Here is a 24,116-nt window from a genome sequence, read left to right as displayed (position 1 = left end):
CAGTAGGGCGGTCAGGCAGGGATGATGGCTGCTACCTGGTCCCGGATGTCCAGGATCAGGTCGTCGGTGGCCCGGGAGGTGTTGGTTGACGCTGCCATGGTGAGGAACATGATGGCGGAGACGGTGCGGGCAAGAGTGGCTGCAGTTTTGGGGGACGTGCGGCCGTCGCGCTGCAGCACGTCGGCGATGGCTGCCTCGGTCCCCGCGGCGAGGGTGAGTGCGGCGTGGTGGTGCGGCTCGTTTGGGTCGCCGAAGACAATTTCGCGCAGGTAGGTGCGTCCGTTATGGATCTGGGTCCGGTTGCATTCCACCACGGGCCGGACGATGGCCATGACTGCGTCCAGCGGTGCGCGGGCCTCAGCGGCGCCGGCCGTTCCCTTGGCGAGGGCATCAGCATAGGCGGAGTTCTGGACGAGCAGGAGCAGTTCGCCCTTGCTCTTGGCGTAGAGGAACAGGGTTCCCGCGCCGATGTCGGCTTTCTCCGCAATTTGCTGGGTGGTGACATCGTCGATGCCATGTTCGGCAAAGAGTTCACGGGCCGCCGCCGTGATGCGGTCAAGCTTGGCCTGCTTGTTCCGCTCCCGCCGGGAGACGGGCTGGGAAGCAAGATGCATTGAGGGAGGTCCTCCGGGACGGTCGTGGTGACGGGCTGACTTCGAGTGTAGCCAACGGCGCGCATGGCCGTCAGCGCTGCAGGAACTTGGCGGCAACAGCAACTAACTGCTCGTGGAACTGGAAAATGCTGCCGTGGCCGGAGTCCGGGTACATGACCAGCTCTGAACCTGTGATGCGGCGGTGCAGGTCCTCTGACAGGACCGAGGGAACCATGCGGTCGTTGTCGCCGTTGGCGATCAGGGTTGGCTGCGTGATGGTGGACAGGTCCGCTGACTCGGCGCGGCCCCAGTTCCTGATAGCTTTTAGCTGCGTCCGGAACGCCTGGATCCGTACCGGAAGGTCACGTCCCGCACTCCGCTCCTGGAGACGTCCGATGAACTCTTTTGCTGCCCGCTTGCCGCACGAGTTGCGGTTGAAGAACAGGAACTCCTTGGGATCAGCCCGGACCAGGGTGGCCCGCAGGATGTCTGAGTACGTGACCCGGGCAACCTTGTCCATGCCTTTCCCGCCCCTGGGGCCCGTACCGGCGAGGATGAGCTTCCGGACCAGGGAGGGGTGCTTCCCGACAAGGGCCTGGGCCACCATTCCGCCCAGTGAAAAGGCGAAGACATCGACCCTGTCCAGCCCCAAAGCGTGGATGAAGGTGGCTGCGTCGTCGGCCATTGCCTCGACGGTGGCCGGCACCTTGCCGGTGGTGCCGGCCAGCCCACGGTTGTTGAAGGTGATGACGTGATGTTCTTGGGCAATGGGGTCGATGATCCGCGGATCCCAGTTATCCAGGTTGCCGGCCAGGTGGTGGAAGAAGACCACAGGAACGCCGCCGATTGGCCCCAGTTCACGGTAAGCGTAGGTGATGCCGCCAGCCGTGATGCTGCGGGTGGGCGCCGCGGCATAGGAAGAGGCCGCGGCGCTCATGCCCGGTCCCCAAGACCGTGCTGGTCGGCTGTTTCGCCCCCGGCCTCCCCGCCAGGCGGATTCATGACCACCGCCTTGCCACGCAAACCTCCGTTGCCCAGCGCCCGCAAGGCCTCCGGGAGTTGGGCAAACGCACTGCTGCGTCCGACGACGGCACGCAGCACGCCGTCGTCGACCAGCCTTGCGATGCGCCGGAGTTGCTCTCCGCTGGCGTGCATGAAGAGGAATTCGTAGCGCACGCCGAGCCGGCGTGCCTGGCGGCGGACGTTTAGGCTAAGGACGGCGATGGCGAGCCGGAGCAACGGGTTGAGGCCCAGTTCCCGGGCGAAGGCGGGGTCCGGGGGACCCGCGATTCCGATTGCCACACCGCCGGGCTTGAGGATGCGGAGCGACTTCTCCAGGTTTTGGCCACCGAGGCTGTCCAAAACCAGGTCGTAGCCGCTGAGGATCTCCTCGAAGTCTTCGTTCCGATAGTCGATGACGACGTCGGCGCCAAGACCTCGGACGAACTCCGCGTTGGCGGCGCTGGCCGTGGCAGCCACCGTCGCCCCCAAGTGCTTTGCCAACTGGACGGCAAGGGAACCAACGCCGCCGGCGCCCGCATGAATGAGCACTTTCTGCCCCGGCTCCACCTTGCCGCGCTCCACCAGGGCCTGCCACGCCGTCAAAGCCACCAGCGGAAGGGACCCCGCCTCGGCCATGGACAGGGACGCGGGCTTGAGCGCCAGGTCCGCCTCGTGGACGGCAATGCGTTCGGCAAAGGTGCCGATCCGTTCCTTGCGCGGCCTGGCGAACACCTCGTCGCCTGGTTTGAAGCCGCGCACGTTCATCCCAACCTGGAGAACCGTTCCCGCCAGGTCGTGCCCCAGCACCAGCGGCAGCGGGTAGGGGAGGATCTGCTTGAACTCGCCGAGCCTGATCTTCTCATCCAGCTGGTTGAGCCCCGCTGCCTCGACCCGGATCAGGACATCGTGCTCTCCAACGGTCGGCTCAGGGACTTCGGCCATCCGTAGCCCGGCCTTGTACTTGCTAACGACAAACGCCTTCATGGCGGGTACTCCCCTTAATTGACTCTAATCAATTATGAGCGCACTCAGCTTTTTAATCAAGATAACGCCTGCAACGAGAAGCGGCTGGGTGGACAGAAGCCTTCTGATGGACGAGCCCAGTTGCTGGCCCGAGGGGCTGGAGCCCAACTGGTGAACCGGCCGCCGGATCGGAAACCTCGCAGCTATCACCTCGCCCTTCGGGACGACGCCAAGGTGCTTCGACCGCGGATTGCAGTTCCTTCAGGGTGGGAGGGTTTGCTCCGGTCCGCTGAACCGTGATGGCCGCTGCTGTGGCTGCGGTGCGTCCCAGCTGCTCCAGGACGGCAGGGGCGAAGCCTTCGGTCCCGCGGGTGAGAAGGCCCAGGATGAGCGCGGCCATGTAGGAGTCGCCGGCGCCAATGGTGTCCACGACCGTGGCCCTCACCGCAGGAATTGTGATGCCTGCGGCAGCGCAGGTGAATTGGGACCCTTCGGACCCTTTTGTTATGACTGCCAGGCCGGTGCCGAGCCGGAGGATATGGTCGGCAGTTTCCTCAAGGGTCTTCTCGGGATAGAGCCAGTGGGCGTCTTCGTCGCTGAGTTTGACGACGTCGGCCAGGGATACGAGTTCTTCGAAAATCCCTTTCGCTTCCGCATGGCTGCCCAGCAACGAGGGACGGATGTTCGGATCGTAGGTGACGGTGCACTGGGCGTGCGCTTGTTCGATCAGGGCTTTGACCGCACTCGCCCCCGGTTCCAGGAAGGTGGCTATGGAACCCGTGTGGAGGATTCTCGGGAAGTAGGCCGGCGTTGCTGGTGGCAGTTCCCAGTGGATGTCGAACCTGTACTCCGCAGAGCCGTCAGGCCCAAGGATTGCTGCGGCCGTTGCAGTGCGCGCGAGAAGCTTTGATCCGGGCAGGAGAGTCACGCCTGCCTGGCGCAGGTGCTCTTCTATCAGTGTGCCGCGTGGGTCCGGGGCGATGGCCGTCAGCAGTCCGGTGGAGACGCCCAAAAGCCCGAGGCCGTAGGCGACGTTGGCCGGCGATCCACCGGGATGCTCAACCTGGCCGTCCGGAGTGGTGACCACGTCGACGAGTGCTTCTCCGACAACCAGGACGTCCAGGAAGCGTTGGGTGTCATGGGGAGATGTTTTGGGGCGTGCCATGATCTTCTCTCCGGCAGGTGATGGTAGGGGAGCGGGCAGGCACTTCGGTGGCCGATGCCGGAATGGCCTGCCCGCAGCGTCATGCGTTGGGCTGGGAGTACAGCTAGGACAGCGCGCCGATTTCGTTGATCGTGAGGTTGCCGAAGGTGGCAGTTCCCTCGTGCGCATATAGACGGATGCCGTTGTCCCCGTCCAGGGGGAACACCCGGTGTGAGTGCACCACCCGCCCGTCTCCTACGAACATTTCGACGCTTGTCCGGTCCACGAGGATACGGAGCGTGAGCCGCCCTGCCGATGGGTCGAGGGGCGTCTGGCTTTCCCCGCCGGTTGGGTTGATGGTGGGTCTCCGGTTGACGTACGCGAAGGGGCCGGGGAGGAATGCCCCGGCGGCGACGTGCCGGCCCCCACCGTCTGCTCGACAGATCTCAAGGCCAACATTGGTTGGCGGGCTGGCCGGATCCCACCTCAGCTCACAGTTCAGGTCGTAGGCCAGTGACTTGATATCGAGGTCCCGGGTGCCCGTGACAGTCACGTCACCAAGGCGGTGGCTTTGTTTGACGTGGTCGCTCAGGCCGGCTGTCGGGGCTGAGACGAGGTGGTAGCTGGCGCCTTCCTTCTTGAGCCGGACATCACGCACAATCATGTCGTCGCCGTTGTACGCGTCAGTCGCCAGGGTCGGGGTGTTGTGGGGGTAGTCCCAGAAGTTCGCCCATCCGAGCGCCCTGCGCAGGGTGGCATCCTCTGCTCCGGACGGGTCGTGATGGGGATAGGTCACTGCTCCGTAGAAGTCATAGCCGTAGTCCAGCCACTCCGGTTCGGCACGGTCGGGAGCGAACGTCGTGCCATCGAAGGTCCCTGTCCAGTAGGCGTAGGTTGCCGGCAGGCCACGGCCTTTGCCGTTGGCGCTCGTGCCGAGGATCCAGTGCGAGGTACCGTCGTCGGCGGTCATGCGGAAAAGGTCGGGGCACTCAAGCAGCCCCAGATCAGTGCGGATGAATTCGCTGACCCGCTGCCAGGAGCGCAGATTGGGGGATGTATAGAAGCCGAGCTTTTGCCCTTCGGCGTTGACCATGAACCACTGACCCCGGTCGGCGTCCCAGATCACTTTCGGGTCGCGGAAGTCCTGTACTCCGGGGTTCGGCAGGACCGGGGCCGCCCCACCGGGTTGGAACGAGCGCCCACGGTCCGTGGAGTACCAGAGGTATTGGGCCTGGCGGCCCTGGGGTGCCTGCGTTACGAGGGCGATCACGGCGTTCTCGCCGTATCCAGCGGTGTTTCGTTCGTCGATGACAAGGCATCCTGACCAGCAGTCGCCGTTGTCGTTGCTGAACTTTGGAATGGCGACGCCGCGGTCGCGGAAGGAGACGTGGTCGGTGGTGGTCGCGCGCCGCCACGATGTGCCTCCACCACCCTGCAGGTAATCGCCGTTGTAGAGGTAGTAGTAGTGGTATTCGCCGTCGATGAAGATGGGCCGCTGGGGGTCGTTCTTCCAGTTGTCGGGGACGCTGAAGTGATAGGTCGGGCGCATGCGGGTTGGTCCTTTGAAGGGCGGCTTGGCCGGGGCGGTGTTAGGAGCGTTTGGGGGTGCCGCTGTCGCTGACTGGGCGAATGACGTTGAGAGTGCGAGCGATCCGGTGAGGGCGACGGCCCCGCTTCCGGTCAGGAGGGAACGCCGGGAGACGGCGGGTGAGTTTTCCATCAGTGACCTTTCGGTGGGCAGCTTCGGCGCTGCCAGTGCGTGAATGTTGATGTTTTTGGGCAGCGCAGAAGGGGCCGCTGTTTGGGCCTAATCTTTTGTGCGTCCTGCTAGGGGGACAGGAAGGGCAAGTTCTGGAACGAAGAACTTCAGCCTGCGGGCTGAGGTTCCGGCAAGGGTTCCGTCGCCAGTGCGTGGCCGCCGGCCCCGGCTCTTGGCCGGTAGAGGTGGCAGCGGACCCAGTGACGGTTCAGCGGGTCGCCCACCTGGTGCCGAACAGGTTCTTCTGCTGAGCAGCGTTGGTCGGTTTGGTCCTCGAAGGCGCAGGTGGTGGAAGCCATGACGGCCTGCCTTAGTTTGGCGCGGTGAACGGGGTCGTAGGATCCGGCCCGGGCTGGGTCCGGGACGGCTGAGACCAGCAATTGCGTGTAGGGGTGGGCCGGGTTGGCCAGCAGGTCCAAGGACTCGCCCTCTTCCACGATTTCGCCGGCAAACATGACGGCAGTCCGGTCCGCGAGGTACCGGGCGGAGGCGAGGTCGTGGGTGATGTAGAGCATGGAAATGCCCTGCTCGTCGCGCAGCTTCCGCATTAGGTTAAGCACGCCGATGCGGACCGATACGTCCAGCATGGACGTCGGTTCGTCGGCGAGGATGACTTCTGGTTCGACGGCCAAGGCGCGTGCGATCGCCACCCGTTGACGCTGCCCGCCGGAGAGCTCGTGGGGGTAGGAGTCGAGCATGTCGGCCTGGAGCCCTACGGTGGTCATAAGCTCTTCGAGGCGGCGCCTCGTCTGCGCTTCGGAACCTTGGCCGGTGCCGCCCTTGCCGTGGATAGTGAGGGACCGCCGGAGGAAGTGCTCGATCCGGTGGGCGGGGTTAAGGGAGCCAAACGGGTCCTGGAAGACCATCTGCAGCTGGGCGCGGAATGACCTGGAGGCCTGGAACCGGTCGCGTTTGAGAACGTCAACGCCGTCGAGCAGGATAGCGCCTTCGCCGGGTTTCTCGAGCCGGGCGACGCACCGGGCCAGGGTGCTTTTGCCCGAGCCGGATTCCCCGACGAGTGCGACGATTTCGCCGCGGCCGATGGTCAGGTCGACCCCGTGCAGCGCGCGGACTGCCTGGCTGGAAAACAGGCCGCCGGTGTGGAATGTCTTGCCCAGTCCGCGCACCTCGAGTGCAGGTGTCTGGGTCGACACATCGCAGCGTGCCGGGGAGTGAACGGCGTGGCTCATTGTGCTGCTCCTTCATAAACGGCGGCTTCGGCGTCGGCGGCAAACGGGGCCACGAAGTGGCCGGGCGCCACTTCGGCAAGGTCCGGGATGTTCTGGAACTTAACGCCTTCGGGCAGGCCCGTCAGCGGGACACGCGGGCCGGTAAGCGGCGGGAACGCGCCCATGAGGGCCTGGGTGTAGGGGTGCCTGGGCGTGGTGTAGATGTCGTGGGCTTTGGCGGTCTCCACGATCCGGCCGCCGTACATGACGGCCATGCGGTGTGAGAGTTCCACCATCAGCGACATGTCGTGGGTGATGAACAGGACAGAGAAGCCCAGTTCACGCTGGAGGTCCTTGATCTGGGCCATAATTTCCTGCTGCACCACCACGTCCAGGGCGGTGGTGGGCTCGTCCAGAATGAGCAGTGATGGCTTCAGGGCCACGGCCATGGCGATGACGGCGCGCTGCCGCATTCCGCCGGAGAGTTGATGCGGATAGGACCTGAGGCGGGTCGGATCGATCCGCACGAGCTCCAGGAGCTGTGCTGCGCGTCGAAGAGATTCTTGACGCGAGTAGCCGGCATGTGTCGTGAAGATGTCTGCCATCTGCTCCCCGATGGTCAGCACCGGGTTCAACGAGTTCATGGCCGACTGGAACACCATGGCAACGTCCTGCCAGCGGAAACGGCGCAGTTCGTCCTGGTTCATGGCCAGCACGTCCTTGCCCCCGAAAGAGATGCTGCCGGCAGCGATGTTCGCCGGGTCCTTGAGCAGCCGCATGATTGAGTTCGCGATGGTTGATTTTCCGCACCCGGATTCGCCGGCCAGCCCGAAAACTTCCCCGGCGCCGATGCTGAAGGAGACGTCGTCCACAGCCGTGGTCGAGCGGGTGTCGCCGATGTACTTGACGGTGAGGTTCCTGACGTCGAGAACCGGTTCGTGGGAGCCGAAGGAGGTTTGGGAAACGGTCACTTGAGGGCGCTCCTTTCGGTGGTGGCGGGCTTGCGGATCTTCCGCAGCCGGGGGTTGGTTACTTCGTCGACGGCGTAGTTGATGAGGGCCAGGGCGAACGCCACCAGGGCGATGCACAGGCCGGAGGGGATGAAGACCCACCAGCTTCCGGTGAGCAGGGCACCTTCGTTTCCGGCCCAGAAGAGGTTGTTGCCCCAGGAGACGGTGCTGACATCACCCAGTCCAAGGAATTCCAGGCCTGCCTGGGCCCCAATGCCGTAGATGACGCAGGCGAGCAGTGTTCCCATCACGATCGATGCCATGTTTGGCAGGATCTCCCGGAACATGATGCGGCCGGCGCTTTCACCGGAGACAACGGCGGCAGCGACGAAGTCTTTGGAGCGGATGGACAGGGCCTGTGACCGGAGAACGCGTGCCGATCCGGCCCATCCTGTCACCGTGAGTACCAGGATCACGGTTCCCAGTCCAGGGGGCAGGAATGCGGCCAGGATGACGAGCAGCGGCAGGCCGGGAAGGAGGAGGAAGACGTTGGTCAGCAGCGACAAGGCTTCGTCGATGAATTTGCCGAAATAGGCCGAGGCGAGCCCAACGAGGATCCCGATAAAAGTGGACGCAAACCCGACGGTAAGGCCCACCAGCAGGGAACTTCTGGCGCCGTGGACGGTCAGGGCGAGCACGTCCTGGCCCTTGGCGGTGGTTCCGAGCCAGTGCTCGCTGTCCGGTTCCAGTGAGGCCATCCCGGTGATCCGGGAGGGGTCTCCGGGGAACAGCACGGGCGCGGCCAGCGCCAGGACGATGAAGACGAGCATGATGGCCATGCCTGTCGTGGCTTTCTTGTTGGTGATGAGTCCGTGTATGAAGCCGCGGTTGGTCTTGCGGGCAGCTTTTTCTTCGGTTGGCTGCTGGAGGATAACGCTGGTCATGATGGATTCCTTGGTGACTGGGTACGCAAGGCTCAGTTGCTGCGCACGCGGGGGTCGAGGCGGACGTAGAGGATGTCCACCAGGAAGTTCGCCAGCAGCACGGCAGCGGTGATGGTGAGGAACAGGCCCTGCATAAGGGGGTAGTCCAGGCCCTGGACGGCGTTGAGGAGCTGGTAGCCGACGCCGGGGTACGCGAACACGACCTCGGTGAGAAGCGCGCCGCCCACTACGAAGCCCAGTCCCATGCCGAAGCTGGTGACGGAGGGAAGCATGGCGTTCCGGGCGGCGTAGCGGAGCATGATGCGTCCCGGGCGCAGTCCCTTCGCTTCGGCCATGGTGATGTAGTCCTCGGAGTTGGTGGCGATCATCGTGTTCCGCATGCCGAGCATCCATCCGCCGATGGAGACCAGGACGATTGTGAGCGCCGGGAGTACCAGGTGGGCGGCGACGTCGCCAATGAACTCGGTGGTGAAGCCGGGCTCGAGGCCGTCGGTGAACGCGTGCCGGATGGGGAACCAGCCCAGCACCACGCCGAACAGGTACAGGGCGCCCATTGCGAGCCAGAAATAGGGGAACGATCCGATGAAGACCAGTAGGGGAGGCAGCGCCGAGTCGACGGCGCCGCCGCGGCGCCACGCTGCGAGGATGCCCAGCAGGTTTCCCACGACGGCGGCTATCACCAGTGCTGTCCCGCCGAGCAGCAGGGTCCAGCCGATCTGGGACGAGATGACCTCGGTGACGGGTGTGGGGAATCGGGTTATGGATACGCCCATCTGCCCGGTGAGGACGTTCTGGAGGTAGCCGGCGTACTGCTCCCAAATTGGCCGGTCGTCCACTCCGAGGAGCTTGCGCAGTGCCTCGAGCTGTTCGGGCTGCATTCTGTCCTGGGTGCGGGCAAACATTCGTGAGACGGGGTCCCCGGGCATGAAGCGCGGGAGCAGGAAATTCAGGGTAATGGATGCCCAAAAGGCGATCAGGTAGAAACCCAGGCGGCGCAGGATGAAGCGCACGGTTTCCCTCCAATTCGGGAGTGGTCAAGATTGTGGGGTACGCCCGACGGCCGGCCGGTGGCATAGGCCAGGCCGTCGGGCGCCAAATGGCGCGGGGCCAGGTGGGCCTCAGGCTCGGTGGGTCGCTACTTGCGCGGTTCCAGGCTGGTCAGCACGAGAACCGTAGAGGGTGCGCGGACCGAGAGGGTGGCGTAAGGGTTGTCCGGGGTGGGCCAGCCGGTGAAGTGCGTGTCGTTGTACGCACCCCACTCAGGGCCGGAGAAGAGCGGCACCAGTGGTGCGACGTCGTTGTATTCTTCCTGGAGCTTGTTGGCGATGTCCTTCTGCGTGGACTGGTCCGTGGTGGCAGCGAACTGTGCCAGCAGGGCATCGGCTTTGGGGTCCCCGAAACGGTGGTAGTTATCCGACGCCTTGGTGCCCACCGGCTTCACCGTTGAGGAGCCCATGGAGGCGTTGAAGTACTTGTACGGGCTCGGATCGTTGGCGCTCCACACGATGCCCGAGTCAAAGTCGCCCGTTTCGTACCCTGACACCACAGCGGCCCAGTCCGGGGAGTCCACCTTTGCGGCTACTCCGACTTCTGCGAGGTTCTGGGAAATCACGTTGGCTACCGAAAGCCAGTCGGACGAAGTCGCACCCACGGAGATCCTGAACTCGAACGGCTTGCCGTCCTTGAGCGTGCGCTTGCCGTCGGGACCCTTCGGGTAGCCGGCCTTGTCCAACAGGTCATTGGCCTTCTGGACGTCGTGGTTGGTCCAGGTGCAGTTGTCCTTGACCTGGCTGTTCTTCCAGGTCTCGTAGTTGCCGGAGAGGCCGGTGCAGTCGGCCGGCTGGGCGTAGCCGCTCATGCCGATCTTGGTGACCTGGTCCCTGTCCACGGCCATGCTCAGCGCCTTGCGCACATCCACATCGTTGAAGGGCGCCTTGGTGGTGTTGAGCTGCCAGTTGATCATGGCGCCCGTGGGTGGGAACCAGTAGTGCCGGTGGTCCTTGTCCTTGGAGACGAACGTCTTTTCGATGTTCGGTATGTACTGGGGGGCCCAGTCCACGTCGCCGTTGGCGGCGGCGAGGTTGGCGCCGTCGTTCCCTGCGAAGGCAAGCATCTTGATGCCGGCGATCTTCTGCTTCTCCGGCTGCCAGTAGTTGGGGTTCTTCTTCAGCACGAAGGACTGGGCCTGGAAGTTGTCCACCTCGGTGTAAGGTCCGGTGCCCACCGGTTTGGCGTTGGCGTCCTTCTCCGGGTCGGCCAGTGCGGACCAGATGTGCTTGGGGAGGATGCTGAGCTGGCCGACGTCGTACAGGGCCGGAGACCAGGGTTTGTTGAAGTTGAAGGTGACCTTGCTGCCTTCGGCAGTCACGCTATCGAGGTACTCGTAGCCGCCCTTCAGCTTTTTCTGAAGCTCGAATGTGTAGGCGACGTCGTCGGCAACGAACGGCTGGCCGTCGGACCACTTCACACCGTCACGCAAGGTGAAGGTGATGGACTTGCCGTCGTCGGCTGCCCTCCAGTCGGTGGCGAGCCACGGCACCGTGTTTCCCTGGGCCGGGTTGAAGACCAGGAGGGACTCGTAAATCGACTGCTGGACCATGGGGTTCACGGTCGGTGCGAACGGGTTGAAGTTCTGCACGAACGTGCCCATGTCTTCGCGGGGGATAGTGAGGAACGCGCTGGCGTTGGCCGCAGCGTCGGTGCCGCCGGACTTGTTGCCGGTCGCGGCGCAGCCGGTCAGCAGCATCGCGCCTACAGCCAGTCCGGCCGCGGCAACGCGGGCGGACTTGAAGAACCTGGTTTGTGTCATGATGGGGTTATCTCTTCCTGTCTTCATCAGCAAGGTGAAGGGTGGGTGGGGGATGTGCTCTTCGACGTTGATTTCGCGGTCAGACCGAAGAGCGTTCTAGCAGCGGACAGTCGACCAACTGCTGGTTGGCAGTGATCGGCTGTCCGGCTGTAAGGGCGGCGAGCGTCTGGACTCCCAGAGCGCCCATCTTTTCGAACGGCAACGCAACGGTGGTCAGCTTGGGCCTGAGGTAGGCCGCGATGAGTTCCTGGTTGTCGAAGCCGATCACGGCGATGTCGCCGGGGATGGTCAGGCCACGTTCCTTGATGGCGTCGTAAGCGCCCATGGCCATGCGGTCATTGAGGCAAAAAAGGGCGGTCGGCCTGTCCTTGGCCGGGTATCGATCAAGGATCTGGCAGGCAGCGTCGTAGCCGCCGTCTGCTGTCGCATACCCGGCTACGACCAGCTCCGGATCGAGGTCAAGACCCGCGCCGGCCAGGGCTTCCTGGACGCCCTGCAGTCGCCCGACGGCTGCCGGGATTCCCGGATCCAGGTTGATCACACCGATCCTGGTGTGGCCAGCGTGGAGGAGGCGTTCGACGGCGACCCGTCCGCCCGTGCGTTCGTCAGGGACGATTGAGGGCAGCTTCCCGTCCAGGTCGAAGCAGTTGACGAGGACGGTGGGTACTTCGTGTGCGCTGCGGGGCACATGGACGCCGCGGTGGTGTGTAGCGGCGTACAGCAGGCCTTCCACCCGCTGTTCCAGCAGCTTCTCAACAGCAGCATCTTCCATTCCCTGGTTGGTTCCGTCCGTATCACCCTGGTCTGACGGGGCGATCAGGAGAAACCGGCGGTCAATCCAGGCCTGGTCCTGGGCACCTTTGATGATGTCTACGGCGAACGGTGCGGTGACGATCTCCGTAACGATGCCGTACCAGTCGCTGCGCTGGGATGCCAGCGCCCTCGCCCCGGCATTCGGGCGGTAGCCCAATGCCTGAACCGCGTCAGCAATGCGGGTCCGTGTCTCCTCCGAGATGCTGGCGTCTTCGCGGTTGTTCAGCACGAATGAAACAGCCGTCCGGGATACTCCGGCATGCTTGGCTACGTCATTCATGGTGACGCCACGCTGCCGGGTGGTGCCGGCTTTGCCGGGGGAGAAGGTCTTCGCCATTGAATGCTCCAGAGGTCTTCATTGAGCTGGGGGTGCCAGTTTTGATGCGGATGTAACGTGGTGATTTGCGTCTAGTAACTCGCGTTACCTCCGGCTGTGATCTAAGTTACCCGCGTTACTAAGAGGTGTCAATACATTTCTTAGGTGGCGGTTATGGGCGGGTCTTGAAGGACTCGACCTTCCCCGGATCTTTTTCGATGACTGGGCCGAGGATGTCATCAATCCTCAGGAGCAGTTCCGGGTCGAGTTTGACTCCCGCGGCCCGGACGTTGTCGACGAGTTGCTCGGGCCGGGATGCTCCCACGATGGCTGCCGAGACGTTGGGGTTTTGCAGTACCCATGCGACCGCGAAGGCCGCCATGGACAGTCCGGTCTCCTCTGCCAGGGGCTTCAGTTGTTGGACACGGGTGAGGATGTCCTCGTCAAGGAAGCGGTGGTCATTTTTCAGTTCGCCGTTGTCGCCTCGGAAGCGGGAGCCTTGCGGGGCCGCCGCACCGGGGGTGTACTTGCCCGTGAGGACTCCCTGGGCGAGTGGGGACCAGCAGATCTGGCCGATGCCCAGTTCTTCGCTCAAGGGAACGATTTCCTGTTCGATGACGCGCCACAGCATGGAATACTGCGGCTGGTTGGAGATGAGCTGGACACCAAGGTCCTTGGCAAGGGCAACACCGGCGCGCATCTCGTCCGTCGTCCACTCTGACACCCCGACATAGTGCGCCTTCCCCGCCCTGACGATATCGGCAAAGGCCTGCATGGTCTCTTCCAGCGGGGTCTCGTAGTCGTACCTGTGCGCCTGGTAGAGGTCGACGTAGTCAGTCTGGAGTCGGCGGAGCGATGCGTCGATGGACTCCATGACGTGCTTGCGGGACAGGCCGCGGTCGTTCCGGCCATCTCCGGTGGGGAAGTAGGCCTTGGTAAAGATCTCCACGCTTTCACGGCGTGTTCCTTTGAGTGCCTCACCCAGGGCTTCCTCGGCCCGGGTTCCAGCGTAGGCGTCGGCGGTGTCGAAGGTGGTGATGCCTAACTCCAGTGCCTGCTTGACGCACTGCGTCGCAGCGGCCTGGTCGATCTGCTCACCGTGGGTGACCCAGTTTCCGTAGGCGATTTCGCTGATGTACATGCCGGAAGATCCCAGTTTTCGGTGTTCCATTAAGAGTCGTCCTGTCCGAAGTTGGTGAGTTGAAGCACAGCGTTGGCTGTACCGCCGGTGGAGTAGAGGGCAAGGGATGTTTGGCCGGCCTCGGGAAAGATCAATTCGGTCACGGAAACGAGCCCGTCGTTCGCGAATACTTCCACCGAGCACTGGTCGATGAAGATCTGCAGGGTGTAGTTGCCATCCCCGCCGGCCGCAATTGGGGCGCGGCTGGCGGACGGGAAGGCTTCGTGGAAGCCCGTGTCACCGGAGCGGCTGCGGTCTACGATGAGGTCCCCGCTGCGGGGGCGGATCCCGATCCGTGTCCCGACCGCCCCGTCCGCTGACCCTCTGGCCACGAGGCCGAACTCCTCGGCGTCGCCAGGGGAAAAGGTGATGTCCATAAGCTGTACTGCCGTGCCGCCCCCAACCGGCGTCGGCCCGTTTACGGTGACCCGTTGCACGGGACCGGGCCTCGAAGTTGCCCTTAACTCCGGCACGGGGTGCTGCTGGAGCCGCGGTTGCCCGTTCACGGTAACGAGGGATACGTCCCGGACCAGGCTCATGGGGCTGCGCCAGGGCGACGTGGGAATCTGGTTGGCGTACTGCCAGTTGTTCATCCAGCCGATCATTAGCCGCCGTCCGTCCGGAACGTTGCTGAACGAGACGGCGGCGTAGTAGTCCCGGCCCCAGTCCAGCCACTGGTAGTCGGGCACGCGCTCCGGATCCTGCATCCCCTCGGTGAGGGTTGTTTCGGAACTGAAAGTGACGCCGTCGAACTCTCCCACGAAGTACTGCCCGGCGGACCCGCCGTTGGGGCCGCCGGGGTTCATGTTCACCGTCAGCACCCACTTCATTGCTGCCGCGTCGTTGTCCAGGGGCAGTTCAAAGAGGTCCGGGCATTCCCAGATCCCGCCGGTGGCGTTGGCGGGGCCGAAGGTGCTGAGGTACTCCCAGTTCTTGAGGTCGTAGGAGCGGTAAAGCAGGACGCTGAAGTCGTGTGCTTCCACGGCCACCATGACCCAGTAGTTGCCCGCCGGGCCGGTGTAGCGGAAGACCTTGGGGTCCCGGAATTCCGGTGACTTTCGGGTGAGGACCGGGTTGCCGGCGTACTTGGTCCAGGTGTAGCCGCCGTCCGTGCTCCACGCGATGGACTGGGCCTGGGTGCCTTGATGGAGGGAGCCCGGCTTGTACGCGCTGGTGTAGATGGCCACCAAGGGGTCGTGCCCGTCTGTGCCGAACCCGCTGGTGTTTCCGGTATCAACCACAATGCTGCCGGAGTAGATCTCCTCGGACTGATCGCACGGGATCGCGACCGGTTGTTCGCTCCAACTGACCAGGTCCGTCGAGGTCGCATGGCCCCAGGACATGTTGCCGTGCACGTTTCCGAAGGGATTGTTCTGGTAATAAAGGTGGTACGTGTCCTCATGGAAGACCAGCCCATTGGGGTCATTGAGCCACGTATCCCTGGCGGCGTAATGCATCACCGGCCGATAGGTGTCGATGGTGGAAGAAGTGCTGTTCAATTGTTCTCGTTTCATGGCCGAAGGAAGTTCGCGGACCCCCGAGGAGCAGTGCTTTTGTCCAGTGGAGCAGCCCGGAATCGGTCCCGAGCGCGCCGCAGTTGCTGCCGCAGTTAAGGGCTTTCCGGATAACTGGAACTGGGGGCATGGCTGGAGCGGCCTGAAAATGGAGCTTGTGTCATGATGGTTGTCTCTCTCCTGTCTTCATTTGCAAGGTGAAGGGTGGGTGGGGGATTGCTCTTCGACGTTGATTTCGCGGTCTGGCCGAAGAGCGTTCCAGCAGCAGGCAGTCGATGAACTGCTGGTTGGCAGTGACCGACTGTCCTGCTGCTGGGGCGGCGGCAGTATGTTCTCTGCCAACACTCCGGGCGCGAGAGTATTACGGCTCACGCCGCTCCAGGCGTGACTGTCCCGCCGCCGTCTGCTCGGGAACTGATGTGCGGGTGCCTTGTAGGCGGGTTTTCCCAGAAGACCTTCAGCTTTCGAGCGACGGCCCGCGGGGCGCTTCCGGGGCTGCGATTTTGGTAACGCGCGTTACTAGGTGCTGACGTCTAGGTTACCCGCGTTACTTGGAGGTGTCAACGGGTGTAAGCCGGCTTTCCGTCGGTGACACGGGCGTAAAAGGGGTATGGCTAAGTAGACCCCGCCGGCGGTGCCTGTTGAACCGAAGCACCGGTCACCTTCTCTGTGACCGGCGCTTCGCCAATGACATACACGGTCCCTGTGAAGACGTCGGCCCTGTGAAGGCACGTCAGTGACGTCCAGGAATTTAGACTGTGCGGACCCTCTTGTGATTGCCGGCTAAGCAGGAACGTGACGCTGGGGTGCGGATCATTGTCTAGGGCCGCGGTGAAACGTCAGACGGCGATGGTGGTGGAGGTGGCCAGTGGGGCGCCGTTCTTGTCCAGCGCTTGTACTGCGAGGTAGGGGGCGGCGGCGACCGCTGTTGATGTTTCGAAGCCGCGTTTCGGAGAGGTTCCGGCCTCACTGAGTTCGTCGGCGGTGGTTCCGGTGAAGAAACGCCATTTGGTGACTTCTGTGGCCCCGTTCCAGCTGGCGTAGACCTGCATCGTGGACCCATTTCCCGGTACTGCTGCCAGATCGGGGAGCGTTTCGGGTTGCGCAGTCCAGGGGCTGCGGTAGGCGCGGTAAGATCCGCTGCCTACCCTGGTGGCCTCGTAAACTGCTGTGCCGTCTGCTGTGAATTCTGTGACGGCGGGGTCTGTTCCCCAGCCCACCAGGATGTTTCCGTTAGGCAGGTGTTGTTGGACACTGCCCATCGCGTTGCCGCGGTGCCCGGCGTGGGTGAACTGCCGTTGTGTGACGGCGGTCCGCGTTGTTTCGTTGACGGCGAGAACCAAGCCGCGGGAGGTTCCTGTGCCGCCGGCGTCGTAATGGTTATCGAACATGCTGATTGAGCCGTCCGGTTGCCGGCGCGCGTCATGCTGCCAAGCAAATTGAGCGTCCGGTCCAAGGCTGAAGTCGCTGTGCTTCCCGCCCATGCGCCACCTGACATTTCCGGTGGTCCGGTCAACGAGATAGAGGGTGTGCGTATGCCGTGCGGAGATCAGTAGCGAGTTTCCGTCCGCGTCCACGGAATTGAGGTGGTATGGGTCGTAGGCTTTCGCCGCGCTCGTTCCGTCGCTGTTCGGGTCATCCTGTGGTCGCAGGTAGGAATCGGTGAGCGGTATATGGTCCTGGGCGTTCCAGTCCAACAGGACAGCGCCGGTGCGTACCTCCACTTCCTGTACATGGCAGTTGTATATATAGCCGGCAGCGGGGCCACCTACCGCGCTCAGGTCCTGCTGGATGGTTGGGTAGGACGTCAACAGGGCTGTCCCGGCGGGCGTTAGTGTGAATTCGTGGAGGTCTGCCTGGATCCCGTTTCCGGTCTGGACTTCGTGGATTGTGCGGTAGGCGCTGTCCATGATCACGCCCTTGCCCAGCCCATGGCCTCCGATTCCGGTGCCGGTCCAAAAGGTGAGTACAGGCTTGCCTTCGAAAGTCTGCGCCCTGAGGTCCATGACGCCCGCCCCTGTTGGCTCCATCCACACCGGTTCGCCGGCATCATTCATGATCAGCCCGTTGGAACCATGCCCCATCGGGCCCGTAAAAAGCAGCCCAGATGCTGGGGCGTCGGTCGACCACGCGGTCACATGCGGCGCTGTCAGGTGGGTGCTCAGGAACGACCGGTCGGGTGGTGCGGAGAGTACTTCTGCAGTTGGCAAGGGCGCGGGCGTGGCCGGAGCTCCGGGAGATGCTTGACTGACTTGGCCTGCGGCCAGAACAGGGAGTAACCCGGCTTTTGAGAAACCTGCGGTCACCAAGGCCCCCGTGCCGACAAGGTAAGCGCCGTGAAGGAACCTGCGCCGGCTCAGGTGCGGCCAGCCCCCGGCTGCGTCTCTCCCAGGCTCGGGGTAGGACCCTCGGCCATGTCCGTCTTCGCTTGCGGGATCTTCTTTCACATCCACAGGCTCAAAATATGCTTGAAGCCTATGCCCAGGCCTCGATCAACCTTTGGATCGGCTGTGACACTGCAAAGGACAATGGGCCGCCTGCGGAGAGGGGCAGGGATCGTTTGGTGGACGCCGGATGTCATAATAATCCGCTCATGTGCCACGGCCGGTTCCGCTGGCGGCAGGGCAGGGTTTTATTGGGCGAGCAGAGATACTGCGTGCGCGATGACGAGCGCCAGCAGCACGAAGCCTCCAAAGGCCTCCAGCCCCATGAGGGATTTCGCCCGTGCAGAGAGAGGCATGGTGTCCGTGGGGCTGAAGGCCATGGAATTGGACAGCGAGAAGTAAACGTAGTCAACGAACGAAGCAGTCCAGCCGGTCTTGACTGACGACCTGGCGGCTACTTCCTTGACGGCGTCGTGGTCTTCGTCCTGTGGGAAGCGGAAGTCCGCCCGAGGTAGTTCGTGGCGCGGGGTGTGCCGTCGTGAGACGGGGCCGCCACGGTCCAACTCCCAGTAGACCAAGGCGAAGGCGATGACGTTCGTGACCCATACCTGAAGTGCAGCCAATAGGAGGGTTGGTCCGTTGCTGCTGGCGGACTTGGTGAGCGCTATGACCAGCTGAACAAGGGCGGCCTCATTGGCCGTGACCAGCAGCAGCGCTTGGCCAACGGAAAGATACCGGGACCAGCGCGTTTCGCGGGTAAGGCGCCGGGGATTCAAGGCAACGAGTGGGATCAGCAGACCGACGCCGACGATGACGACAGCCAGGCGAACAGTCGGCAGGAAGGTCGTGGGCAGCGTCGCATACAGGGCCAACGCGATCAGCAAGCCGACGACTGCTGGCCAGCGATGCTCCGCACGGGCTTGCTGTTCGCTTTCCATGGTCATAGCAGGAGTGTAGGCACGGAACCTCTCGGATTCGATTCACAGACGAGATCCTGCGAGCCCTTACGCCGATTTCCGACTCTTGCGGGTCCCATTCGTATCTCAAAGGCCGAAAGTAAGGATTCCGTAAAAGATCGCGCAGCGCCTCGACGTTCCCCTCCAGCTCACTCCGCGGTGGCGACGCCGAGGTCGGCCGCATGGCCGCTGATGGTGCGGGCGAGATCGACGTCGCGGCTGGTGATCCCGCCGACGTCATGGCTCGAGAGCGTGACGGTTACCTGCGGGTAGGTGAGCGTGAGGTCAGGGTGGTGGTTGGCCTCCTTGGCGGAGGCGCCGATGCGGTTCACGAACTCCAGCCCGGTGGAGAACTTCCGGGTCCTGAAGGCGGCGGTGAGGGTCTCGCCGGTCATGCGCCAGCCCGTGAGCCCCGCTTCGGAGAGCTCTGCGGCGGACAGCTTCCGCTGGGGATCAGTCATAGTGCCATCATGGCTCCGGAGAGCCGCCGTCGGCTACCCCTGGAGCCTCTGCCTGGGAAAGGGGGAGGCGGGCGGATGGCCAGTTCAGTGGTTGCAGCCCTTATAACTACTTGGCTGACTGTATCGAGTACCGTCGGGCTGTTTACGGGGCCGGTGATGCTGGACGTTCCGGTGGCCGGCTCAAAGCAGACTGCCGCAGATCTTTCGCTGGGGGCGGCTGGTCACTTCATCTCGATGGAAGCGACGATGCCGGTTCTTCCTGCAGGTCCTGCCGTAAGCCTGGCGTGCGCGGGTGTGCTGAGTCAGCTTGCCGAAATGATCGGTGCGAAGGCCTGGGCTGCAGGGGAGGCCGGGATCTTCTCGGCAGACATCAACCTGACCCCGATAATCGTGGGCATTGCCTTGGTCCTCATCGCGGGAGTCTTCGAGTACGGCCGGCGGCTCCAGAAAGACACCGAGGGACTGGTCTGATGCCCTCCGAGGCGCCGTCGCACATCCACTGCCACCTGGATGACCTGCTCACGGACCGCGGCATGGCCTTGACAGAGCTCAGCAGGCGGGTCGGGGTCAGCCTGGTAAACCTGTCTATGCTCAAGAACGACCGTGCGAACGCCATCCGGTTTTCGACCCTGACGGCAATCTGTGAAGTGCTCGACTGCCAGGTCGGTGATTTACTGACGGTCGCGCTCCAGCCGTGATTCCACGCACGGATCCCGCGAGCGAAGGGCCCGCCACGCCGCTGGGGAGAAACGCCCTGCCTACGGGTTCGGTGCTGCACCAGTGCGGGGCGGAATGGGGCCCAACCACTCAAGCGGCCTGATTCTGCTCAAGATGGCTCGCGCATACCGGTTCCAGAGGCCCGAGAAGAAAAGGATGGCAGCGGTGGTCGTGGCGACGGAAGCGAGGACGTCGGTGGGGTAGTGGACGCCAAGGTAGAGCCGGGACCAGGCCACCACCAGGACGAATATGATTCCCAATCCAAGGGATGGCTTCTGCCACCGTGTCCCCCGTGCAAGGTAGTACAGGGCGAAGGCTACGGCGGTGGCAAGACAGACTTGGCCGCTGGGGAAGCTGTGGGTGTCTGGCGCGGCAATTAGCGGATCCGCCAGCATTGATTGATCGGGCCGGGGGCGTGCCACAGCAGCTTTGACCAGGTGGCAGGACAGCCAACCGACTGCGGTAACGGCCCCGAAGGCAACGGCGTTTACGGGGGCACGGCGGACAACCAACAAATAGAGGCTTACGACGGCGAGCAGAACCGCGCCGATGAGGTCCCCCAAGACCGTGTCAAAGGTTAGGGCCACCGCGTTGAGCGCGGGGGTGTGATGGGCGCTGAAGAACTGGTCCACCGTGAATTCCGATGAAGTTGGTCCCGGGAGGTTCTTCATCCCGAAGCCAAGCACGAGGACGGCAACGCCCATCATGAAAGGCCACAAAACCCAGTGCCGTACCTGTGGCAGGACGGCCAGGCGCATTCGGGACCCAGCATTGTTTCGAGCGGTCCCTTCAGATGTGGAAACGGAGCCCATCTTCTTTCTCATTCCTCATACGGGGCCAGGTGGTCCAAGTGGTCCTCGACGGAGACTACCCGCCGGCTGGGGTCCATGGCACGAGTAGCGTGTACTCGAATAGAAGGGGAGGCGCTCAACCGCGCAACCGCACAACCGCCGGACTCGGGGCGCGGTTGCTGAGGCCCGCTTATCCAGCGCCAGTCGACGAAGGAAGGGGTGTGTCGTCGACAAATGGGACCTTGGCGATGTATTGCTGGTAAAGCTGGACGGCGTCCTCGAGGCGAAGGTGGCCAAAAGAGAGTGCTCCTTCCAGGCCGGCCAACTCTGCATTGCAGGCTTCTGCGGCGCTGACACGGGCCGCGAGCTCGTGGGAGTTGGCCAAACCTGTAGACACGGCTGCAGTCAGTGATGAAAGTGCTGCCAGCAGGCATAGCACGCGCCATACGGTCGAGTCGTCCTCTAATGACAGCAGGGCCTGTGCACCTTCAGTAAATTTGGTCCCGCCGGCCGCTGGTCCGACAGTTAGTGCCGCCGCCAGCGCGCTTCCTATGACGCTCATGTTGGTTAACCTGCTCCGACGGGGCCGGGCCCGTTGGAGAAAAGACCTTATACTCGCTCGCCGCTGCTCAATCAGCTCGGAAAGTTGTTCACGGGTTCCTGGGTCTTTCTTCATGGCGTCCTCCGCACCGCAACGATTTGGGAGTGATAAAACCTATTTGGCAGTCACGTCAACCTGTGTTTTTCGTGCGTGACGAAACTATAAGCGGCTGCATCCCGTGTCTCAGCTGTAGCCACGGGTGCCTCCATGGTGGATGCTGTCCGTGTCCTTAGAGTTCCCATTGGTCCAGTAACGACTCGCGGGCGAGGGCATACCTGTTGGTTTTGAAGTAGTTTCCATGGGTTGCCACTAGCGCCTGGTAGGAGTCAGGTTCGATCTCACAGGCTGTGGCGTCCAGTGAGTTCGTATCTGAAGTGTCGTGCGGATACGAGTAGACAGGGAATCCCAGGTAGTCCGTCCGGCGCCAGATATTCAACCAGACTCCTGGTCCCGTTGCGCCGCTGCCAAGCAGCCCCGAGAGCTGGCCTTCGGACGGTAGAGGCGGCGCGGGCAGAAAGCGGCCTGACCACGGATCGCTTCCGAAGTATCTCGGCCCCTGTATACCGGGGGTTCCCAGGACAGCCGGCCCCCATAGGTCGGGGAAGAACCTGCCGAAGTAGGGGCGGAGCTGGACACCGAATGTAAGCAACCTGATTCTGGATAGAAGTTCCCGGACCTTTATGTTGGTGGCCTCCTTGGCTGCTTTGGCATCGATGTTGTTTGCCGCAGCTTCGAACTCCCTATGTTGGACTATGGCGGCGAGGTGATACAGCGCGGCGATGCCCAGAACGGCTCCCAGACTGTGTGCGGCCAGGAGGATGCGACGCGCGGGCTGCACTTGATCGAGCACCGCCGGATCATCCACTTTTTTCTGGTCGGTGAGCCATTGGAGCATTCGGTTTGCAAGTTCGGGTACAACGCGTTCGGAGTAGCAGGCGGGGCCAAACGGGTGGCCTGCCCGGGGCAGCCAGGCCACCAGGTCCCAGAGCAAGCCCAATGGCCTGCCTGTTCCGACGACAGCGCTGGAGACTGCCACGCCCAGTATCAGCACCCCCGCCGCTGTCAGTGCGCTTGTGGCTATCCCGGTGCCGGCAGGGGCGAGCGTGTTCCAGAACCACAGGTGGTGTAGCCACTGGTGGCCTGCGCCGTCCTCATGGAGAATCGTCAGGGCCAGGACCACGACGACACCGAGCATGGTGGCTCCTGCTGCAAGCTCCACGACGCGCTCACCGCGCTGGAGCAAGGCGCTTCTGCGGCGGACAGCCATGATTTCCGATTCGTAGGGTCGTTCGGTGTCATCGATCGAGGGATCCGCAACTCCTTGACCGATCCAGAGGCTGCTCAACATGAGCGTACTCAGGATGAGTATGGCTGCAAGGACCAGGAGAACCATCACTCCGCCTGCTGCCCAATAGAGGAAAGGGATTGAGATGGCGGCCCCGTCGTCCTTTAGCAGCGTGCGGAATAGCGGATGGGTGGCATCCTGTTGCCAAAGGAGGCCGCCAGACTGTAACCAGTTGCCGACACCTACGACGATGGCGCTTGAGTAGAAGGCAGCAAGCAGGAGGCTGAGATACATCATCACGGCGGGAGCCAGACCATGCCACGCTTCAGCCTGTCGACCGAGTGGCCGCTCGGGCGCCCTGTCACGCTGATTCATCAGGGATGTTGCCACGGCCAGCAGGCAGGCAGCACACACGCCGAAGGCCGCAGTCACGGACATAGGTGAAGAACTCCAGCGGCTGATGATGAGCAAGACGCCGATGAGCGCGCAACACCACAACACTGTTCCCCAAGCGACGGCGGCGTTCGGGGCCAGGCGCATAAGGGACCCTGACGTCGCAAGTATTGCCAGCAGCGCAACCAGCACGGTCGGCACCAGTTGGGCCACGGTGAAGGAGGCTGCTTGGTCAGCAGTGGTGGCCTGGCAGATCGCCACGATCGCATAAAGGTAGACGGCGAAGCTGGAAAGGAGGAGGGCTACGGCCCAGGCCATCCGCGAAGACTTGACTCTCAAAGGTGCACGGATGCTTTCCGATCCCCAGTACATGACGGAGCCCGCTACGACTGCCAGGAGCAGGCACGAAATAGTTATCAACGTGGTGGCGATGCCGGCGTCCTCCGCGGAACTTGTTTTGAGGTCGGCAGCGAGCAGGAAAGTCACAAGCAGGACACTGGCGGCAATGTGCGCCACTCCGGTTGGCGAGTTCACCCGCCGGATCCACAACCGTGGTGCAGTGAGGACGGGGGCGCCTTTCAACCTGTTTTCTGTATTGCGGCGTTCTCGTTTTTTGGGGAGATGGGCATTGCGGTGGACACGTTTCTGATCCGTGAACCGGGTGCGAAAACGAACATCGCTGGACAGGCTGATGGCGGCCAGTAGAGCCACGGCGAGGATCGGAAAGGTTGAGACTGCTGCAAGTCGTTGGCCCCGCGTCAAGCCCCGGAGCCCATCGAACCAGTGCGGCAATGCATTGCAGACCTGGGGCTGTCCGTTTGCGGCGACGCGATAGCACTGGACGGCGATAAAGTCCATGGCGGCCGTGGCGACGGCAGTAGCCAGCAAAAGCGTCAACAGCAGACTGAAAAGACGTACGAGCGCCGCCCCTGTTCCTGGGTCGACACCGTCACCGCGTCGGTCATCAGCTTTGAGGACACGGGCCCAGTAGGCGGCGTTGGCAAAACCGAACGGGGCAATTAAGAACCAGCCAAGGTTATAGAGTGCCCGGAGGGTTTTGCCCAGAAATCCGTTCGGCGCGAAGCGGTCCAGCTTGCCCCAGCTGTATGCTTCCAGACGGGTTTTCGAATCCGATACCGAAGTCGTGCCTGAGGGTGACTGCCTAACCTTGTAGAACCCAGCCAGTTTGTCAACGAGTTTGATGCCGTCAGCGTCCGCCGGGACCACATCGCCGGCGTCTTCTCCCAACATTTCATAGGGCGGGGTGTTACGGACCCCGTGGACGCGAAGCTCGAGAATTTCCAACGCTGAGGACATGCCTCCTCCTTGGCGGCTTCCCCAGCTGGTGCCCGTAGGGTACGACTCTTGACGG

21 protein-coding genes are annotated in these 24,116 nt (G+C 63.1%); 2 read left to right on the top strand and 19 right to left on the bottom strand.

From position 1 onward, the window contains the following. Positions 1-11: 11 nt before the first annotated feature. From AC1DIP_RS17265 to AC1DIP_RS17190, 16 genes are all read right to left on the bottom strand, one after another. Entirely contained in the window at positions 12-614 is a 603-nt protein-coding gene (locus AC1DIP_RS17265; RefSeq protein ID WP_476210815.1) for a TetR family transcriptional regulator, read from the bottom strand. A gap of 70 nt (positions 615-684) precedes the next feature. After that, positions 685-1,530, bottom strand: coding sequence for an alpha/beta fold hydrolase (locus AC1DIP_RS17260; RefSeq protein ID WP_477734477.1), 846 nt, complete (start codon positions 1,528-1,530; stop codon positions 685-687). After that, a complete protein-coding gene (locus tag AC1DIP_RS17255) occupies positions 1,527-2,579 on the bottom strand; it encodes a zinc-binding dehydrogenase (RefSeq protein ID WP_476210819.1) in 1,053 nt (350 codons plus the stop codon). The genes AC1DIP_RS17260 and AC1DIP_RS17255 overlap by 4 nt, the downstream gene beginning before the upstream one ends. Positions 2,580-2,631: 52 nt before the next feature. After that, positions 2,632-3,723: a carbohydrate kinase family protein gene (locus tag AC1DIP_RS17250; RefSeq protein WP_477734476.1), complete on the bottom strand. Its 1,092-nt coding sequence runs from the start codon at positions 3,721-3,723 to the stop codon at positions 2,632-2,634. Between the two features lie 103 nt (positions 3,724-3,826). After that, complete coding sequence (locus AC1DIP_RS17245; protein WP_476211877.1) at positions 3,827-5,251, bottom strand: GH32 C-terminal domain-containing protein; 1,425 nt, start codon at positions 5,249-5,251, stop codon at positions 3,827-3,829. A 317-nt stretch (positions 5,252-5,568) separates the two neighbouring features. Beyond that, positions 5,569-6,651, bottom strand: a complete 1,083-nt coding sequence (locus AC1DIP_RS17240) for an ABC transporter ATP-binding protein (RefSeq protein ID WP_477734475.1) — start codon at positions 6,649-6,651, stop codon at positions 5,569-5,571. Further along, positions 6,648-7,601, bottom strand: coding sequence for an ABC transporter ATP-binding protein (locus tag AC1DIP_RS17235; protein ID WP_477734474.1), 954 nt, complete (start codon positions 7,599-7,601; stop codon positions 6,648-6,650). The genes AC1DIP_RS17240 and AC1DIP_RS17235 overlap by 4 nt, the downstream gene beginning before the upstream one ends. Next, positions 7,598-8,524 (bottom strand): ABC transporter permease, encoded by a 927-nt coding sequence (locus tag AC1DIP_RS17230; RefSeq protein WP_477734473.1) that lies wholly within the window; start codon positions 8,522-8,524, stop codon positions 7,598-7,600. The genes AC1DIP_RS17235 and AC1DIP_RS17230 overlap by 4 nt, the downstream gene beginning before the upstream one ends. A 32-nt stretch (positions 8,525-8,556) precedes the next feature. Further along, positions 8,557-9,534, bottom strand: a complete 978-nt coding sequence (locus AC1DIP_RS17225) for an ABC transporter permease (protein ID WP_477734472.1) — start codon at positions 9,532-9,534, stop codon at positions 8,557-8,559. Positions 9,535-9,659: 125 nt separating this feature from the next. Further along, positions 9,660-11,333 (bottom strand): ABC transporter substrate-binding protein, encoded by a 1,674-nt coding sequence (locus AC1DIP_RS17220; RefSeq protein WP_477734471.1) that lies wholly within the window; start codon positions 11,331-11,333, stop codon positions 9,660-9,662. A gap of 79 nt (positions 11,334-11,412) precedes the next feature. Beyond that, on the bottom strand, positions 11,413-12,483 hold the full coding sequence (locus tag AC1DIP_RS17215) for a LacI family DNA-binding transcriptional regulator (RefSeq protein ID WP_477734470.1): 1,071 nt from the start codon (positions 12,481-12,483) through the stop codon (positions 11,413-11,415). A gap of 151 nt (positions 12,484-12,634) precedes the next feature. Beyond that, complete coding sequence (locus AC1DIP_RS17210) at positions 12,635-13,633, bottom strand: aldo/keto reductase family protein (RefSeq protein WP_477734469.1); 999 nt, start codon at positions 13,631-13,633, stop codon at positions 12,635-12,637. Further along, entirely contained in the window at positions 13,633-15,156 is a 1,524-nt protein-coding gene (locus AC1DIP_RS17205; RefSeq protein WP_477734468.1) for a glycoside hydrolase family 32 protein, read from the bottom strand. The genes AC1DIP_RS17210 and AC1DIP_RS17205 overlap by 1 nt, the downstream gene beginning before the upstream one ends. Before the next feature lie 839 nt (positions 15,157-15,995). Continuing rightward, positions 15,996-17,213, bottom strand: coding sequence for an arylsulfotransferase family protein (locus tag AC1DIP_RS17200; protein WP_477734467.1), 1,218 nt, complete (start codon positions 17,211-17,213; stop codon positions 15,996-15,998). Positions 17,214-17,788: 575 nt separating this feature from the next. After that, the gene (locus AC1DIP_RS17195; RefSeq protein ID WP_476210839.1) at positions 17,789-18,484 is read right to left on the bottom strand and encodes a hypothetical protein; all 696 of its coding nucleotides are present in this window, start codon (positions 18,482-18,484) and stop codon (positions 17,789-17,791) included. Positions 18,485-18,645: 161 nt separating this feature from the next. Continuing rightward, on the bottom strand, positions 18,646-18,957 hold the full coding sequence (locus AC1DIP_RS17190; protein ID WP_476210840.1) for a 4a-hydroxytetrahydrobiopterin dehydratase: 312 nt from the start codon (positions 18,955-18,957) through the stop codon (positions 18,646-18,648). Between the two features lie 75 nt (positions 18,958-19,032). On the opposite strand from AC1DIP_RS17190, the gene AC1DIP_RS17185 reads away from it, so the two are divergent. After that, positions 19,033-19,428, top strand: coding sequence for a hypothetical protein (locus AC1DIP_RS17185; RefSeq protein ID WP_477734466.1), 396 nt, complete (start codon positions 19,033-19,035; stop codon positions 19,426-19,428). Beyond that, on the top strand, positions 19,428-19,655 hold the full coding sequence (locus AC1DIP_RS17180; protein ID WP_477734465.1) for a helix-turn-helix domain-containing protein: 228 nt from the start codon (positions 19,428-19,430) through the stop codon (positions 19,653-19,655). The genes AC1DIP_RS17185 and AC1DIP_RS17180 overlap by 1 nt, the downstream gene beginning before the upstream one ends. 60 nt (positions 19,656-19,715) lie before the next feature. Here AC1DIP_RS17180 and AC1DIP_RS17175 read toward each other — a convergent pair whose 3' ends face one another. From AC1DIP_RS17175 to AC1DIP_RS17165, 3 genes are all read right to left on the bottom strand, one after another. Continuing rightward, on the bottom strand, positions 19,716-20,378 hold the full coding sequence (locus AC1DIP_RS17175; protein ID WP_477734464.1) for a phosphatase PAP2 family protein: 663 nt from the start codon (positions 20,376-20,378) through the stop codon (positions 19,716-19,718). 277 nt (positions 20,379-20,655) lie between these two features. Next, on the bottom strand, positions 20,656-21,027 hold the full coding sequence (locus tag AC1DIP_RS17170) for a hypothetical protein (protein WP_477734463.1): 372 nt from the start codon (positions 21,025-21,027) through the stop codon (positions 20,656-20,658). 268 nt (positions 21,028-21,295) lie between these two features. After that, positions 21,296-24,061 (bottom strand): hypothetical protein, encoded by a 2,766-nt coding sequence (locus AC1DIP_RS17165; RefSeq protein ID WP_477734462.1) that lies wholly within the window; start codon positions 24,059-24,061, stop codon positions 21,296-21,298. Positions 24,062-24,116: the final 55 nt, after the last annotated feature.

This window comes from Pseudarthrobacter sp. 05T312 (genome assembly GCF_056396685.1).
This window is presented reverse-complemented; position numbering and strand designations above follow the sequence as displayed.